Source organism: Pseudomonas sp. TH43 (genome assembly GCF_016650635.1).
Classification (GTDB): Bacteria; Pseudomonadota; Gammaproteobacteria; order Pseudomonadales; family Pseudomonadaceae; genus Aquipseudomonas.
On record NZ_JAEKFI010000004.1, the window covers coordinates 2,108,496 to 2,123,480 of the forward strand.

The following is a 14,985-nucleotide window of genomic DNA, read 5'->3' on the forward strand; positions in this document are numbered from 1 at the left end:
CGGAACCTGCAATGAAACATAAAAAAGCCCAATGGCCGTGGCACGTCCTCACCGTGTTGGTGCTGGTCGGCCTGGCGGGCGCTTTGTATTACGCGACGTCGCTGATGTCCTACGAATGGCGCTGGAATCGCGTGCCGCAGTACTTCGCCTATCAGGCCGAAGAAACCCAGCGTGCCACTGACATCTCCACCGTCACGGAGCTGGTGCGCAAGGGCGGCAGCGCGCAAGTCACCCTGCGCAACGACGCCGGTGACGAGCAACACCTGACGGTCGACGAGAACAGTCTGCAATTCGCTCAGGGCGACGATGTGGCTGAAGGCGACGTCGTCGGTGTCACCCGTCACTGGGCGGCAGGGCCGCTGTTGTGGGGGCTGTGGACGACGTTGTGGCTGTCGGTGGTGTCCGGCGTATTGGGCCTGTTGATCGGCCTGGTCACCGGGCTGTGCCGCTTGTCGAGCAACCCGACCCTGCGCGACCTCTCGACGATTTATGTCGAACTGGTGCGCGGCACGCCGCTGCTGGTGCAGATCTTCATTTTCTACTTCTTCATCGGCACGGTGATGAACCTGTCCCGCGAGTTCGCCGGGATCGCCGCGCTGTCGTTGTTCACCGGCGCTTATGTCGCCGAGATCATCCGTTCCGGCGTGCAGTCGATTGCCCGTGGGCAGAACGAAGCGGCGCGCTCGCTGGGACTGAGTGCCGGCCAGTCGATGCGCCATGTGGTGCTGCCGCAAGCCTTGAAGCGCGTGCTACCACCATTGGCCGGGCAGTTCATCAGTCTGGTCAAGGACACGTCCTTGGTGTCGGTGATCGCTATCACCGAGCTGCTGAAAAGCGGCCGTGAAGTCATCACCACGTCGTTCTCGCCGTTCGAGATTCTGTTCTGCGTCGCCGGCCTGTACCTGTTGATCAACCTGCCGCTGTCGAAAATCGCCAGCCGGCTTGAGCGGAGGCTCGCGCAAAGTGATTGAAGTCCGCGAACTGGTAAAAGTCTTCGACACCCGTGGGCAAGTGGTGCGCGCGGTGGATAACGTCAGCACCACGGTTGCCAAGGGCGAAGTGCTGGTGGTGATCGGCCCGTCCGGTTCCGGCAAATCGACCTTCCTGCGTTGCCTCAACGGCCTGGAAGAATTCGACTCAGGCTCGGTGAGCATCGACGGCTTGCAACTGGCCGACCCGAAGACCGACGTCAATGCCTACCGCCGTGAAGTCGGCATGGTGTTTCAGCATTTCAATCTGTTCCCGCACATGACCGTGCTGGAAAACCTCTGTCTGGCGCAGAAAGTCGTGCGCAAGCGCGGCAAGAAAGAGCGCGAGGCGAAGGCCATGGAGTTGCTGAAAAAGGTCGGGATTGCGCAGAAGGCCAACGAGTTTCCGTCGCGCCTGTCCGGTGGTCAGCAGCAGCGCGTGGCCATTGCGCGGGCGCTGGCGATGGAACCGAAGGTTATGTTGTTCGACGAGCCGACTTCGGCACTTGACCCGGAAATGGTCGGCGAGGTGCTGGACGTGATGAAGAACCTGGCCGTAGAAGGCATGACCATGGTCTGTGTGACCCACGAGATGGGCTTTGCCCGGGAAGTGGCGGATCGGGTGCTGTTTTTCGATCACGGCAAACTGCTGGAAGATGCCTCGCCGGCAGAGTTCTTTGATGCGCCGAAGGATCCACGCGCCCAAGCTTTCCTGCGTCAGGTTTTGTAACTGCGGCGTCTTTCAGAACGTCTTCGCGAGCAGGCTCGCTCCCACAGTCGACCGAGTTGTCCAGGCGAACGGTCCAATGTGGGAGATGCTGCGCCGGCAGAGTTCTTTGATGCGCCGAAGGATCCACGCGCCCAAGCTTTCCTGCGTCAGGTTTTGTAACTGCGGCGTCTTTCAGAACGTCTTCGCGAGCAGGCTCGCTCCCACAGTCGACCGAGTTGTCCAGGCGGACACGGTCCAATGTGGGAGCGAGCCTGCTCGCGAATCGCATCACCTCGGTCCACAGCGAACCGAGGTGGATGAATCACCTCAAACCTTGAAGCGACCCACCAGCATCTGCAGATGCGTCCCCAACCGCGCCAGCTCAACGCTCGACGCCGCGGTCTCTTCACTCGCCGCCGACGTCTGATCCGACACATCGCGCACATTCAACACGCTACGGTTGATCTCTTCAGCCACCGCGCTCTGCTGTTCAGCTGCTGCCGCAATCTGCTGGTTCATCGCCTGAATCGCCGACACCGTGCGGGTGATGCTTTCCAGCGAACCGCCGGCGCGACGGGTCAGCTCAACGCTGCTGTCGGTCAGGGTGCGGCTGTTGTCCATGATCGTTGCGACTTGCTGAGTACCGTTTTGCAGGCCGACAATCAGTTCTTCGATCTCTTCGGTGGACTTCTGCGTGCGCTGGGCGAGGCTGCGTACTTCGTCGGCGACTACGGCAAAACCACGTCCGGCTTCACCGGCACGCGCCGCTTCAATCGCCGCGTTGAGGGCCAGCAGGTTGGTTTGCTGGGCCACGGATTTGATCACGTCGAGGACGCTGCCGATCTTGTCGCTTTCGCGTTTCAGTTCGCCCATGGCTTCGGTGGAGTGACCCACTTCAACCGCCAGACGCTCGATCTGCGCGATGGCTTCGCCGACCACTTTGTCGCCTTCGCGGGCCTGCTGGTCAGCGGCCACGGCGGCTTCCGAAGCTTCCTCGGCGTTGCGCGCGACTTCCTGCACGGTCGCGGCCATTTCGTTCATGGCAGTGGCGACCTGGTCGGTCTCGATCTTCTGATTGTTGACCCCGGCGCTGGTCTGCTCGGTCACGGCCGACAGCTCTTCAGCGGCGCTGGCGATCTGCGTAACGCCGTCGCTGATCCCGCCGATCAGCTCGCGCAGACCTTGGGTCATGCTCTGCATCGAGCGTTGCAACTGGCCGAGTTCGTCGCGGCGCAGGGAGACCAGGTTGTGAGTCAGGTCGCCGGCCGCCACGCGTTCAGCGACTTGCAGGGTCTGGTTCAGTGGAATGATGATCTGACGGGTGATCGCCCAAGCCGCCAGAAGGCCAAAAGCTACGGCCAGCAGCGTGGCGATCATCAGCATGTTCTTGGCGTGGGCGGCATCGGTGTCGCGCACGACGGTTTGCGATTCGGTGAGTTTCTTGCTGACGTCGAGCAGGATCTCGCCCTGAGTCGACATGCTTGCCTGAGCCTTGGCAGTGTTGACTTGAGAGTCGCGGAATTGGCTGACCGCCGCACGATAAGCTTTGATCGAATCAGCGGCCTGTTGCAGGTTGGCGATGTGCTGCTCCGGCAGTTTCGATGGCAGGCTTTCGAGGTTTTTCAGCGCATTGTCGATCGCGTCCAGCGCTGGCTGTTCGGCGTCGGCCTTGCCGCTGTAGGTGTAGCCGCGAACCTGGTAGCGCGCCTGTTGCAGCAGTTTGCTCAGCTCGATGACGCTATTGAATTGCGCGACGCTATCGCCCTGCAGCACGGATTTTTCAACTTCGGACACCTTGGCCACAGCGTTGTCGGCACTGGCGCCAAGTTTGCTGCGAGCGTCTTCGCGCTGCACGGTGGCCTGGGTCATGTCAGCGAAGGCGCGTTTGTACTCGGCGACGGCGGCCAGTTGCTGATCGACCATGGCTGCGTCGGACGGTTGCTCGATCAGGCTGCGGGCGGTTTGCAGGCCACTGTCGAGTTTGCTCAGCAGTTCGTTGACCGCGCCCGGGCCTTGTTCGCCACGGCGTGCTTCATAGTCCAGGCGCGCGAGGCGCAGGTCCTTGGTCAGCTCGTTGAGGCTGGAAATGAACCCAAGCTTGTCACCACGGCTGATGATGCCGCTCATGCCGGACCAGCCGGTGAAGGTGATCAACAGCGTCAGCAACAGCACCAGGCCGAAACCAATACCCAGCTTGCGTTTGACGCTGACGTTCCCAAGATTCTCGGCTAACCAACGGTACATGCGACGACTCCCCGACCACTAATTGGACTTATGGGGACTGTATCGGCTGAGTGATGGCAATCTGTAACACCATTTGTCCGGCAGTCCTGAGGCTCGCTGGAATGCTGGACTGCTGGACTGCTGGACTGCTGGAACGCTGGAACGCTGGAATGCCGGAACGCTGGACTGTAGGAGCTGCCGCAGGCTGCGATCTTTTGATCTTGCTTTAACAAGACAACATCAAGAGATCGCAGCCTGCGGCAGCTCCTACAGGGGATCGGTGTGACGCTTAGAACAGGCGGGCGAGGAGGGCGGTGACGGCGGTTTCGACGCGCAGGATGCGCTCGCCCAGTTGCACCGGTTGCAGGCCGGATTTGGCCAGCAGGTCGATTTCGTAAGGGATCCAGCCGCCTTCGGGGCCGATGGCCAATGTGACCGGTTCGCTGAGCGCGCGCGGGCACGGCGGATAGTTGCCGGGATGGCCGACCAGGCCGAGGGTACCTTCGGTAATCGCCGGCAGGCGGTCTTCAACAAAAGGCTTGAAGCGCTTCTCGATGATGATTTCTGGCAGCACGGTATCGCGTGCCTGTTCAAGACCGAGGATCAAATTTGCGCGAATCGCTTCCGGTTCAAGAAATGGCGTCTGCCAGAAACTCTTCTCGACTCGGTAGCTGTTGACCAGAATCACCTTGGACACGCCCATGGTTGCCACGGTCTGAAACACCCGGCGGAGCATTTTCGGGCGGGGCAGGGCCAACACGAGAGTAAGCGGCAATTTCGCCGGTGGCGGCTGATCGAGGGTGACGCGCAATTCAGCCTCACCTGCCTCCAGCCGCAGCAACTCCGCCGAGCCCATCAAACCATCGATACGCCCCACACGCAGGCTGTCACCGACTTCCGAACGGTGGACTTCCTGCATGTGCGTCAGGCGACGATCACGCAGCACCACGCGGTCGGCCGCAATGAAATCGGCCTCTTCGAGCAACAGCAGGTTCATGCCTGGGTCGCTGGCGGCTGGTCGTTGTGATCGTCGGCCGGGGTTTCGTCCGGGCGTTCGCGCTTGCTGATCAGGCCACCGAACAGAATGCCGATTTCAAACAGCATCCACATCGGCACGGCCAACAGGGTTTGCGAGAAGATGTCCGGCGGCGTCAGGATCATGCCGACCACGAAGCAGCCGATGATCACGTACGGACGGATTTTCTTCAGGTATTTGACGTCGACTACGCCGATCCACACCAGCAGGACCACGGCCACCGGGATTTCAAACGCCACGCCGAAAGCGAAGAACAGCGTCATGACGAAATCGAGGTAGCTGGCGATGTCGGTCATCATTTCCACGCCGGCCGGGGTGGCGGCGGCGAAGAACTTGAAGATCAGCGGGAACACGAAGTAATAGGCGAACGCCATGCCGGTGTAGAACAGCAGGATGCTGGAGACCAGCAGCGGCACAGCGATGCGCTTCTCGTGCTTGTACAGGCCCGGCGCGATAAAGCCCCAGATCTGATGCAGGATCACCGGAATCGCCAGAAACAGCGAAACCATCATCGTCAGTTTCAGCGGCGTCAGGAACGGCGACGACACATCGGTGGCGATCATCGTTGCGCCGACCGGCAGGTACTGGCGCAGCGGCGTCGAGACGAAGGTGTAGATCTGCTGGGTGAAGGCGAACAGCCCGGCGAAGATGATGAAGATCGCCGCCACGCAACGCAGCAGACGGGTGCGCAACTCGGTGAGGTGCGAAACCAGCGGCATGTGCTGGTCGTTTTCGGGGAGATCGCTCATGGGGCTCGCGGCGGCAATGTGGTGTCGTGAGGCGCTGGTGTGATCGGCGCGGCGGTTTGAGCTACGTGTTCAACCGAAGTTTCTGCGGCAACGGGCGCCGGTTCTGTCGGCGCTACAACGGCAGCAGGTGCTGTTATTGGAGCAGGTGCAGCAGGCGCGGTTGGCGCATGAATCGTCTGCTGTCCGACATGCTCAACTTCAACCGGCGTCGGCTCTTGCTGAACCGGCTGGAAGATCTTCCGCGCCTCTTGCTCCAGCGACAGAATGTGCTCGTTGTGCAGTTGCCGACGAATCTCGTCGGCACCGATTTCACGTTCAACTTCCTGTTTGATCGCGTTGAAGCTGCGCTTCAGCCGGCCGACCCACAGGCCAGCGGTGCGTGCAGCGCCCGGCAGACGCTCGGGGCCCAGCACCAGCAGTGCAACGAGGCCGACGAGCAGCAGTTCAGAGAAGCTGATACCAAACATTAGTCAGTGCTCACACGTCTTTGCGGATCGGCTCTTCGACTTTCTGCGCCTGCACGTCAATGGTGTGCGGCGGATTGGCCTGAGCGGTGGCTTGCGGCTGAACCGGTGGCACCGGTTGCGCAGGCGTGACGGTTGGATCGGCGGCAGGTTTCTCGTCGTCGTTCATGGCCTTGCGGAAGCCCTTGATCGACTCGCCAACGTCGGTGCCGAGGTTTTTCAGTTTCTTGGTGCCGAACACCAGCACCACGACTACCAGAATGACGATCCAGTGTTTCCAGTCAAAAATGCCCATGTTGCTGTTCCTCTCTAAAAGTTGTTCAGGCGGACGGACGCGAGGCTTTCTCGACGTGTCCGGACAGACCGAAGCGACGATCCAGTTCATCGAGCACAGCCTGCGGATGCTGCCCCAGTTGGGCGAGCATGACCATGCTGTGGAACCACAGGTCGGCGGTCTCGTAGATCACGTCGCTGCAGTCACCGCTGATGGCGGCGTCCTTGGCGGCAATAATGGTTTCGACCGACTCTTCGCCGACTTTCTCCAGAATCTTGTTCAAGCCCTTGTGATACAGACTAGCTACATATGAGCTGTCGGCAGCAGCGCCCTTGCGCTCTTCAAGCACCTGAGCGAGGCGGGTCAGGGTGTCACTCATGTTTGTGTCCTGCGGAATAGATAGCGTGCGGGTCTTTCAGAACCGGGTCGACGGTTTTCCAGTCGCCGTTTTCGAAGACACGGTAAAAGCAGCTTTGACGGCCGGTATGGCAAGCGATGTCGCCGATCTGTTCAACCATCAGGATGATCACGTCGGCGTCACAGTCCAGACGCATCTCATGCAAGGTCTGCACATGGCCGGACTCTTCGCCCTTGCGCCACAGCTTGCCACGGGAACGTGACCAGTAGATTGCACGGTTTTCCGCGGCGGTCAGTTCGAGCGCTTCGCGGTTCATCCAGGCCATCATCAATACACGTCCGGTCTTGTGATCCTGGGCAATCGCCGGCACCAGGCCATCAGCGTCCCATTTGATCTCGTCCAGCCAGTTTTTCATCTTCAATTCCCGAAACGCAGCTAAAAGCTTTGAGCTTCAATCTGCAAGTAAAAGCAGGTTGCGGTGTTCCTGTAACGGCAGGCTTGCAGCTCGCAGCTTATAACTTGCAGCTGATTCCTGCTATCGGCGAACGACCAGATACAAGCCGACTGCCACCATGATTCCGGCCGGCCAATGCCCCAATTCGTGCAATGGGCCACCGATGGCGAGGATCACCCCGCCGGCCAGATGCGCGCAACCGAGCAGGCGCAGGAACCAGTCGTCCTTGCGTTTGTGCCACGGTGGCGGCGGATCGTAGGCATGCGGCTGGGACATGCGTTCGAGCAGGTCACGCGCCATGTTGGCCAGGTGCGGCAGCTGTTCGAACTGGCTCTGCACGTTGCCGAGCAAGGCTTTCGGGCTGACGCGTTCGCGCATCCAGCGTTCGAGGAACGGCTGCGCGGTGTTCCACAGATCCAGATCCGGGTACAACTGGCGGCCGAGGCCTTCGATGTTCAGCAGGGTTTTTTGCAGCAGCACCAGCTGCGGCTGGACTTCCATGTTGAAGCGTCGTGCGGTCTGGAACAGGCGCATCAGCACCTGGCCAAATGAAATATCTTTTAACGGTTTTTCGAAGATCGGCTCGCACACGGTACGGATCGCCGCTTCGAACTCGTTGAGCTTGGTTTCTGCCGGCACCCAGCCCGAATCGATGTGCAATTGCGCCACGCGGCGGTAGTCACGCTTGAAGAACGCGAACAGGTTGCGCGCCAGATAATCCTGGTCTTCCGGGGTCAGGCTGCCGACGATACCGCAGTCGATCGCGATGTACTGCGGGCTCCACGGGTTGACGGTGCTGACGAAGATGTTGCCCGGGTGCATGTCGGCGTGGAAGAAGCTGTCGCGGAACACCTGGGTGAAGAAGATCTCCACGCCGCGCTCGGCGAGCATTTTCATGTCGGTGCGCTGGTCGGCGAGGGTCGCCAGATCGGTGACCTGAATGCCGTAGATGCGCTCCATCACCAGTACTTTCGGCCGGCACCAGTCCCAATAGACCTGCGGCACATAAAGCAGCGGCGAACCTTCGAAATTGCGCTTCAACTGGCTGGCGTTGGCCGCTTCGCGCAGCAGATCGAGTTCGTCGTAAATGGTTTTTTCGTAATCCTGCACCACGTCCACCGGGTGCAGCAGACGTGCGTCGGCCGAAAGTTTTTCAGCGGCGCGGGCGAGGATGAACAGCCACGCCAGATCCTGCGCGATGATCGGTTTCAGGCCCGGGCGGATGACCTTGACCACCACCTCTTCACCGGTTTTCAGCTGCGCGGCATGCACCTGCGCCACCGACGCCGAGGCCAGCGGTTCGACGTCGAAACGGCTGAACACGTCGCTGATCTTCTTGCCCAGCTGTTCTTCGATCAGCTTGATCGACAGCTGCGAATCGAACGGCGGCACGCGATCCTGCAAGCGCATCAGCTCATCGGCGATGTCTTCCGGCAGCAAATCACGGCGGGTCGAAAGAATCTGCCCGAACTTGATGAAAATCGGCCCCAGATCCTGCAGCGCCAGGCGCAGGCGCGCGCCACGACTCAGCTCCAGCGATTTACGCGGGAACCAGCGCCACGGCAGCACATAGCGCAACGCCAGGAGAAACCAGGGCAGCGGCAGATCGAACAGCAGGTCATCGAGACGGTAGCGGATCACGACGCGCTGGATGCGCAACAGACGGCGGACGGCAAGCAGCTTCATGCGTTATCGCTTGGGTCGAGGGATCGGGAAAGGCGCTCGAAACGCGCCTCGAGACGTTCCAGATCAAGTTTGATCCGGTCCAGTTCACTGAATCGCGCTTCGGCTTCGCGCTGCCCGACGAGGGTGCGCGATTCTTCGGCGAGGTATTCGGCGAGGTTCTGGTTGAGGCTGGCAAATCCTTGTTGATACCAGCGCGCACGGCTGCGCAGATGGCCGCCGACCAGTTGCGTGGCCACCGGGCCGAGCCAGCGCGAGAGTTCGTACTCCCAGTCCAGCTCAAGATCCTGCAGCACGCCGGCCAGATCCAGCAGCACGCCGCTGTCGCCATCGAGCTCGACTTCCGGGGCGTGCAACACCGCGGTCTTGTCTTTGCTCATGGCCAGTTTGATCAGGCTCGAAGCCGGGGCGCGCAAGGTGCAGTCGACACCGGTTTCCCAATGGGACGCCAGCATCAAGCCTTCGTCGCTCGGCAAGATGAACAGTTGCAGCGCCGGGCTGCGGCAGTCGACGGCAATCACTTTGCCGGTCAAATGCGCGAGCCGCGGCAGCGCCGTGCTGTCGAGACGCAGCACCCGGTTGAGGCCGAGTTCGACGCTGGCGAGCAGCCCGGTGAGCAGCATCAGGGCTTGATGCCGCGGTGCAGGGCAACGATGCCTGCGGTCATGTTGTGATAGGTCACGCGGTCGAAACCGGCGTCGACCATCATCGACTTCAGGGTTTCCTGATTCGGGTGCATGCGGATCGATTCGGCCAGGTAGCGATAGCTTTCCGAATCATTGGTGATCAGCTTGCCCATCAACGGCATGAAGGCGAACGAATAGGCGTCGTAGGCTTTCGACATCAGCGCGTTGGTCGGCTTGGAGAACTCCAGCACCAACAGACGACCACCAGGCTTGAGTACGCGCAGCATCGAGCGCAGGGCGTCTTCCTTGTGCGTCACGTTACGCAGGCCGAAGGCGATGGTCACGCAGTCGAAATGGTTGTCCGGGAACGGCAGTTTTTCGGCGTCCGCCTGAACGAATTCAACGTTGCCGGCAACACCCAGATCGAGCAGACGGTCGCGACCGACCTTGAGCATCGATTCGTTGATGTCAGCCAAAACCACCTGACCGGTCGGGCCGACCAGGTGCGAGAATTTTTTGGTCAGGTCGCCAGTACCGCCGGCGATGTCCAGCACGCGGTTACCGCTGCGCACGCCCGACAATTCGATCGCGAAACGCTTCCACAAACGGTGCATGCCGCCCGACAGAAGGTCGTTCATCAGGTCGTATTTGGCGGCTACCGAGTGGAAAACCTCAGCGACTTTTTCCGCTTTCTGGCTTTCCGGAACGTTTTTGAAGCCGAAGTGAGTGGTGGGTTCGGCATCGCTGCCTTTGCGCTGATCAGTCATATCGCTGTCACCAAAAGAGAATGCGCGACATTCTAATCCCCAAGCCATGCTTTGTCTTGGAATGGCTAAAGGTAAGATGGGCAACCTTCGGGACGATTTGCCGCAGCGGCGGTCAAGATTTACCGACACCTATTCATCCATCAGGAGTTATTCAATGGCCAAAATCACTGTTGAGCGCGCCCACACCCTGGGCAAGGAAGCTGCCCGCGAGAAGGCTGACAAGCTGGCGCAGAAACTCTCCGAGCAATATGGTCTGGAGCCGCAGTGGTCGGGCGACACCCTCAACCTCAAGCGGTCGGGTGTGAAAGGCGCGGTGCATGTGGCGGACGATTCGATCAAGGTCGACGTTGAGCTGGGCCTGATGATGTCGGCCATGAGCGGCATGATCAAAGCCGAAATCGAAAAAGCCCTGGATAAAGCGCTGGTCTGATCGCGATTTTCGGTAACCCGATACCCCCTGTGGGAGCGAGCCTGCTCGCGAAAGCGGTGCGTCAGTCGACTCAAATATTGACTGATACACCGCTTTCGCGAGCAGGCTCGCTCCCACATTTGTTTTGTGGTGCCCTTGCTGTTTATGTCAGTTGTTAGGGTGCCGTTTCTAATTTTTCTGCCTACTTTGTGCCTGAGCCCGACACTTTCGCGGGCAGTTCCTCAAACCTTCTGCGCGTGAGGTGCACCATGGCCAAAGTTATTTTGAAGAAAAAAATCGACGCTTCGACTTCTGCTCTGAGCGACGTCAAATCCTATGCCCGCAAGATCTGGCTGGCAGGCCTGGGTGCCTACGCCAAGGTCGGCCAAGAGGGTAGCGAGTACTTTCAAGAGTTGATCCAGGCTGGTCAAACTGTTGAAAAGAAAGGCAAAAAAGTCGTCACCGAAAAACTCGAAGCGGCCAACGCCGAGATTGATGATGCCAAGAGTGAAGTCAGCTCGTTCAAAGGTCGCGTCGAAGTTCAGCTCGACAAGGTCGAGAAGGCGTTCGACTCCCGTGTAGCAAGCGCCTTGAATCGTATCGGCATTCCGTCTAAACATGACGTTGAGACACTCTCTGCTAAGCTCGATGAGCTGACGGCATTGCTCGAACGCGTCGCGCGTAAATCTTAAGGAGAACGGGATGGCTGGCAAAAAGAACACCGATAAAGAAAGCAGCTCGTGGGTCGGGAAGGTCGAATCCTACTCCCGCAAAATCTGGCTGGCTGGTTTAGGCGTGTACTCGAAGATCGACACTGACGGCAGCAAGCTCTTCGATACATTGGTCAAAGACGGCGAGAAAGCCGAGAAGCTCACCAAGTCGGCAGTCGGCAAAAAAGTCGATGCCGCCAAGGACTCCGCTTCTTCGGCCAAGTCGCGCATCAGCGGCGTGAAAGATCGCGCACTGGGCAAGTGGGACGAGCTGGAAGGGGCTTTCGACAAGCGCCTGAACAGCGCGATTTCGCGCCTGGGTGTACCGAGCCGCAATGAAGTGAAAGCGCTGCACAGCAAGGTGGAAACCTTGACCAAGCAGATCGAAAAACTCACTGGCGAAAAGGCCCGTCCAGTCGCGGCGAAAACCGCAGCGGCCAAGCCTGCAACCAAAACGGCTGCGGCTAAACCAGCAGCCAAAACTGCGGCCAAGCCACTGGTCAAAGCGGCCGCGAAGCCTGCCGCCAAAGCAGCGGCCAAGCCAGCGGCGAAAACCGCAGCCGCCAAGCCAGCAGCTAAAGCTGCAGCCAAACCGGTTGCCGCCAAAGCCGCTGCCAAACCAGCAGCAAAACCTGCTGCCAAAGCCGCCGCTAAACCAGCCGCCAAGCCTGCAGCGAAAACCGCTGCCGCCAAACCTGCTGCGAAGCCTGCCGCGAAAACCGCTGCCGCCAAACCTGCTGCGAAGCCTGCCGCGAAACCGGCTGCCGCGAAAAAACCTGCAGTGAAAAAACCGGCCGCGCCGAAAGCCGCTGCGCCAAAACCGGCAGCGCCTGCTGCTGCCAAACCTGCCACTCCGGCAGCTCCGGTCAGCGCGTCGAACTCCGCCGCAGCACCGACTCCGGTGGCCACCCCGACTGCAGCATCGACACCGTCGACGCCAACCAGTCAGTCCTGATTTTTCAGGGCAAAACAAAACGCCCGGCCTGTGAAGGTCGGGCGTTTTTGTTTGTGCAGATAATCTCAAACCACTGCGAATCCCTGTAGGAGTGAGCCTGCTCGCGATAGCTGTCTATCCGTCAAAAGGGTGTCGACTGACAGATCGCTATCGCGAGCAGGCTCACTCCTACAGGGTATGGGTTGGCTCAGATTATTCTTGATCTTCGAGGTACTGCAGGGCCATCCGTTCGGTGGCGACTTTCACCGGCGGTAGCAGGTGCGGCGCCACCAGCATCATGATCTGGTAAACGACCAATCTCACCTCACCCTCGCGATCGAGAATCCGCTGATAGTCCAGCGAAAACAGCAGCGTCATGGTGATCTGCTCGACCAGTTGCCCCAACGCCTGAGTGTCACTGACCAACTGCCCCGACGCCTTCAACCGTGCCAGCAATGAAGCCAGCGTGCGCTTCAACGCGTTGAGCAGATTGCGAATGCCCTTGGCCAGTTTCGGCAGCCGTCCGGCCAGGTTCGACAGGTCCTGGAACAGAAACCGGTACTGTGCCAGCCGCTCGACGATCAGGTGCAGGAACAGCCAGTAATCCTCCGGGGCCAACTCGGCATCCGACGGTGGATCAAGCAGCGGCGCCAGTTCATTCTGGAAACGATCGAACAACCCGAGAATCAGCGGTTCCTTGCCGTGGAAGTGGTAGTAGAGGTTGCCGGGGCTGATCCCCATTTCGTTGGCCACCTCCATGGTGGAAACGTTCGGCTCGCCCTTTTCGTTGAACAGTTGCAAAGCACATTCGAGAATCCGGTCGCGGGTTTTCATCCAGTCTTCTTAGAAAAGTTCGGTTAAGCGTCAGCGCACATGCACGTAAGTGCCGGGTGCTGCCTCCATCGGTGGATAGTTCGGGTTGCCGAGGGTCATCTGGGTTTCGTGCTGGGCACCGGAGCGCTGTTGAATCCATTCCAGCCACTGCGGCCACCAACTGCCATCGACGTGTTTGGCGTCGTAGTACCAGGCGCGCGGGTCGCTGCTCATCTTGGCGTTGTCGACGTACGCGGCTTTCGGATTGCTCGGCGGGTTGAGAATGCTCTGCACGTGGCCGCTGTTGGAGAGCACAAAGCGCCGCTCGCCACCCAGCAGCAGGGTCGAGCGATACACCGCATCCCACGGCGTGATGTGGTCGTTCATGCCAGCGACGCTGAAGCTATCGACGGTGACTTTCTGCAAATCAATCGGCGTGCCGCAGACCTCAAGACCGCCGGGGTGGGTCAGCGGGTTGTGCTTGAAGAAGTCCAGCAAGTCACCGTGAAACGCCGCTGGCAGACGTGTGTTGTCGTTGTTCCAGTAGAGGATGTCGAAGGCCGGCGGCTCTTTGCCCAACAGGTAGTTGTTGACGAAGTAACTCCAGATCAAATCGTTGGGGCGCATCCAGGCGAAAACCTTGGCCATGTCGCGACCCTCCAGTACGCCTTTTTGATAAGAGCGGCGCTTGGCGGCTTCAAGGGTTTGTTCATCGGCAAACAGCGTGGCTGAGGTTTCGATCTCGCTGTCGAGCAGGCTGACCAGATAGGTCGCGCTGGAGATCCGCCGCAGTTGCCGCTTGGCCTGCAAATGGCCTTGCAGCGCAGCGATAGTCAGTCCGCCAGCACAGGCGCCCATCAGGTTGACCTCGCGCGCGCCAGTGATCGCGCGGCAGATGTTCATCGCCTCTTCGACCGCCTCGACGTAGGTCGACAGGCCCCACTCGCGATGGCGCACATCGGGATTGCGCCAACTGATCATGAAGGTCTGCAAGCCGTTCTTCAGCGCGTATTGAACGAAGCTGTTCTGCGGGCTGAGATCGAAAATGTAGTACTTGTTGATTTGCGGTGGCACCACCAGCAGCGGCTTGGCGTACTGCTTTTCGCTCATGGGCTTGTACTGGATCAGCTCCAGCAACTCGTTGCGAAACACCACCGAACCGGTGGTAGTGGCGACGGTTTTGCCGACCTCGAAAGCCTGCTTGGTGACCTGGCGGGGCAGGCCGTCGTTGTGCAGCAGGTCGTCGAACAGATGACTGAGGCCACGCACCAGGCTGTGGCCGCCGGAGTTGAACAGTTCCTTGACCGCCAACGGATTGAGCAGGGTGTTGGACGGCGCCACGGCATCGTTGAGCAGGGTGAAGGCGAAGTGCGCGCGGGCACGGTCGTCCGGGTTCATGTCGCTGTCGTCGATCCAGCTTTTGACCTGTTTCTGCCAGGCCAGATAAGCCTGCAGGCTGCGCCGGTAAAACGGGTTGAGGCTCCATGCCGGATCAGCGAAACGGCTGTCGTTCGGATTGGTCGGGTGCAGAGTTTCACCGAGCAATACACGACCCAACTGGCTGCCGAGTTTCAACGCGTGCTTGGCACTGTGAATCGGGTTACGCAGGCCGTGAGCGGCGACGCTGCGCAGGGTCGAGAGCAGATCCCGGCCACGCAGGCCAGTAATCGCACTTTGTGCGTTGATGAACACGGCGGGGCTGGGCACTACGCCCGTCGCTGGTTTGTCGCGCATGACTCAACACTCCTTCGTCTTCAGGCCAAAAACAAACTCACCGAACCAGAACACCATAGACGCTGTTACACGTT

Annotated in this window: 17 protein-coding genes; 5 read left to right on the forward strand and 12 right to left on the reverse strand. The window is 59.9% G+C overall.

Features of this window, described 5'->3' with window-relative positions:
- Window positions 1-11 precede the first annotated feature (11 nt).
- Window positions 12-971 (forward strand): amino acid ABC transporter permease, encoded by a 960-nt coding sequence (locus tag JFT81_RS25955; RefSeq protein WP_201230020.1) that lies wholly within the window; start codon window positions 12-14, stop codon window positions 969-971.
- Complete coding sequence (locus tag JFT81_RS25960; protein ID WP_201230022.1) at window positions 964-1,698, forward strand: amino acid ABC transporter ATP-binding protein; 735 nt, start codon at window positions 964-966, stop codon at window positions 1,696-1,698. Before JFT81_RS25955 ends, JFT81_RS25960 begins: the two co-directional genes overlap by 8 nt.
- Before the next feature lie 306 nt (window positions 1,699-2,004).
- Here JFT81_RS25960 and JFT81_RS25965 read toward each other — a convergent pair whose 3' ends face one another.
- From JFT81_RS25965 to ubiE, 10 genes are all read right to left on the reverse strand, one after another.
- A complete protein-coding gene (locus JFT81_RS25965; protein WP_201230025.1) occupies window positions 2,005-3,921 on the reverse strand; it encodes a methyl-accepting chemotaxis protein in 1,917 nt (638 codons plus the stop codon).
- A 268-nt stretch (window positions 3,922-4,189) separates the two neighbouring features.
- Window positions 4,190-4,897: a 16S rRNA (uracil(1498)-N(3))-methyltransferase gene (locus JFT81_RS25970; RefSeq protein ID WP_201230027.1), complete on the reverse strand. Its 708-nt coding sequence runs from the start codon at window positions 4,895-4,897 to the stop codon at window positions 4,190-4,192.
- Entirely contained in the window at window positions 4,894-5,703 is an 810-nt protein-coding gene (tatC, locus tag JFT81_RS25975; RefSeq protein ID WP_169844066.1) for a twin-arginine translocase subunit TatC, read from the reverse strand. The genes JFT81_RS25970 and tatC overlap by 4 nt, the downstream gene beginning before the upstream one ends.
- Window positions 5,682-6,152 carry a Sec-independent protein translocase protein TatB gene (tatB, locus tag JFT81_RS25980; RefSeq protein ID WP_201230029.1) on the reverse strand — a complete coding sequence of 157 codons (471 nt, stop codon included), beginning with the start codon at window positions 6,150-6,152 and terminating at the stop codon, window positions 5,682-5,684. The genes tatC and tatB overlap by 22 nt, the downstream gene beginning before the upstream one ends.
- 10 nt (window positions 6,153-6,162) lie before the next feature.
- Window positions 6,163-6,444, reverse strand: a complete 282-nt coding sequence (locus JFT81_RS25985) for a twin-arginine translocase TatA/TatE family subunit (protein WP_003220847.1) — start codon at window positions 6,442-6,444, stop codon at window positions 6,163-6,165.
- A 25-nt stretch (window positions 6,445-6,469) separates the two neighbouring features.
- Window positions 6,470-6,802, reverse strand: a complete 333-nt coding sequence (locus JFT81_RS25990; RefSeq protein ID WP_003220849.1) for a phosphoribosyl-ATP diphosphatase — start codon at window positions 6,800-6,802, stop codon at window positions 6,470-6,472.
- Window positions 6,795-7,196 (reverse strand): phosphoribosyl-AMP cyclohydrolase, encoded by a 402-nt coding sequence (hisI, locus tag JFT81_RS25995; RefSeq protein WP_007909357.1) that lies wholly within the window; start codon window positions 7,194-7,196, stop codon window positions 6,795-6,797. Before hisI ends, JFT81_RS25990 begins: the two co-directional genes overlap by 8 nt.
- A gap of 120 nt (window positions 7,197-7,316) precedes the next feature.
- A complete protein-coding gene (gene ubiB, locus JFT81_RS26000) occupies window positions 7,317-8,921 on the reverse strand; it encodes a ubiquinone biosynthesis regulatory protein kinase UbiB (protein ID WP_201230036.1) in 1,605 nt (534 codons plus the stop codon).
- Complete coding sequence (locus JFT81_RS26005; protein WP_201230038.1) at window positions 8,918-9,541, reverse strand: SCP2 domain-containing protein; 624 nt, start codon at window positions 9,539-9,541, stop codon at window positions 8,918-8,920. Before JFT81_RS26005 ends, ubiB begins: the two co-directional genes overlap by 4 nt.
- Complete coding sequence (ubiE, locus tag JFT81_RS26010) at window positions 9,541-10,311, reverse strand: bifunctional demethylmenaquinone methyltransferase/2-methoxy-6-polyprenyl-1,4-benzoquinol methylase UbiE (RefSeq protein WP_008080626.1); 771 nt, start codon at window positions 10,309-10,311, stop codon at window positions 9,541-9,543. Before ubiE ends, JFT81_RS26005 begins: the two co-directional genes overlap by 1 nt.
- A 154-nt stretch (window positions 10,312-10,465) precedes the next feature.
- Here ubiE and JFT81_RS26015 point away from each other — a divergent pair, with 154 nt between their 5' ends.
- From JFT81_RS26015 to JFT81_RS26025, 3 genes are all read left to right on the forward strand, one after another.
- Window positions 10,466-10,741, forward strand: coding sequence for a polyhydroxyalkanoic acid system family protein (locus tag JFT81_RS26015; protein ID WP_201230040.1), 276 nt, complete (start codon window positions 10,466-10,468; stop codon window positions 10,739-10,741).
- A gap of 248 nt (window positions 10,742-10,989) precedes the next feature.
- On the forward strand, window positions 10,990-11,412 hold the full coding sequence (locus JFT81_RS26020; protein ID WP_201230041.1) for a phasin family protein: 423 nt from the start codon (window positions 10,990-10,992) through the stop codon (window positions 11,410-11,412).
- Between the two features lie 10 nt (window positions 11,413-11,422).
- Window positions 11,423-12,385, forward strand: a complete 963-nt coding sequence (locus JFT81_RS26025) for a phasin family protein (RefSeq protein WP_201230042.1) — start codon at window positions 11,423-11,425, stop codon at window positions 12,383-12,385.
- 192 nt (window positions 12,386-12,577) lie between these two features.
- On the opposite strand, the gene JFT81_RS26030 is transcribed toward JFT81_RS26025, so the two are convergent.
- Both JFT81_RS26030 and phaC read right to left on the reverse strand, forming a co-directional pair.
- On the reverse strand, window positions 12,578-13,198 hold the full coding sequence (locus JFT81_RS26030) for a TetR/AcrR family transcriptional regulator (protein ID WP_201230043.1): 621 nt from the start codon (window positions 13,196-13,198) through the stop codon (window positions 12,578-12,580).
- A gap of 30 nt (window positions 13,199-13,228) precedes the next feature.
- The gene (gene phaC, locus JFT81_RS26035; protein WP_201230044.1) at window positions 13,229-14,911 is read right to left on the reverse strand and encodes a class II poly(R)-hydroxyalkanoic acid synthase; all 1,683 of its coding nucleotides are present in this window, start codon (window positions 14,909-14,911) and stop codon (window positions 13,229-13,231) included.
- Window positions 14,912-14,985: the final 74 nt, after the last annotated feature.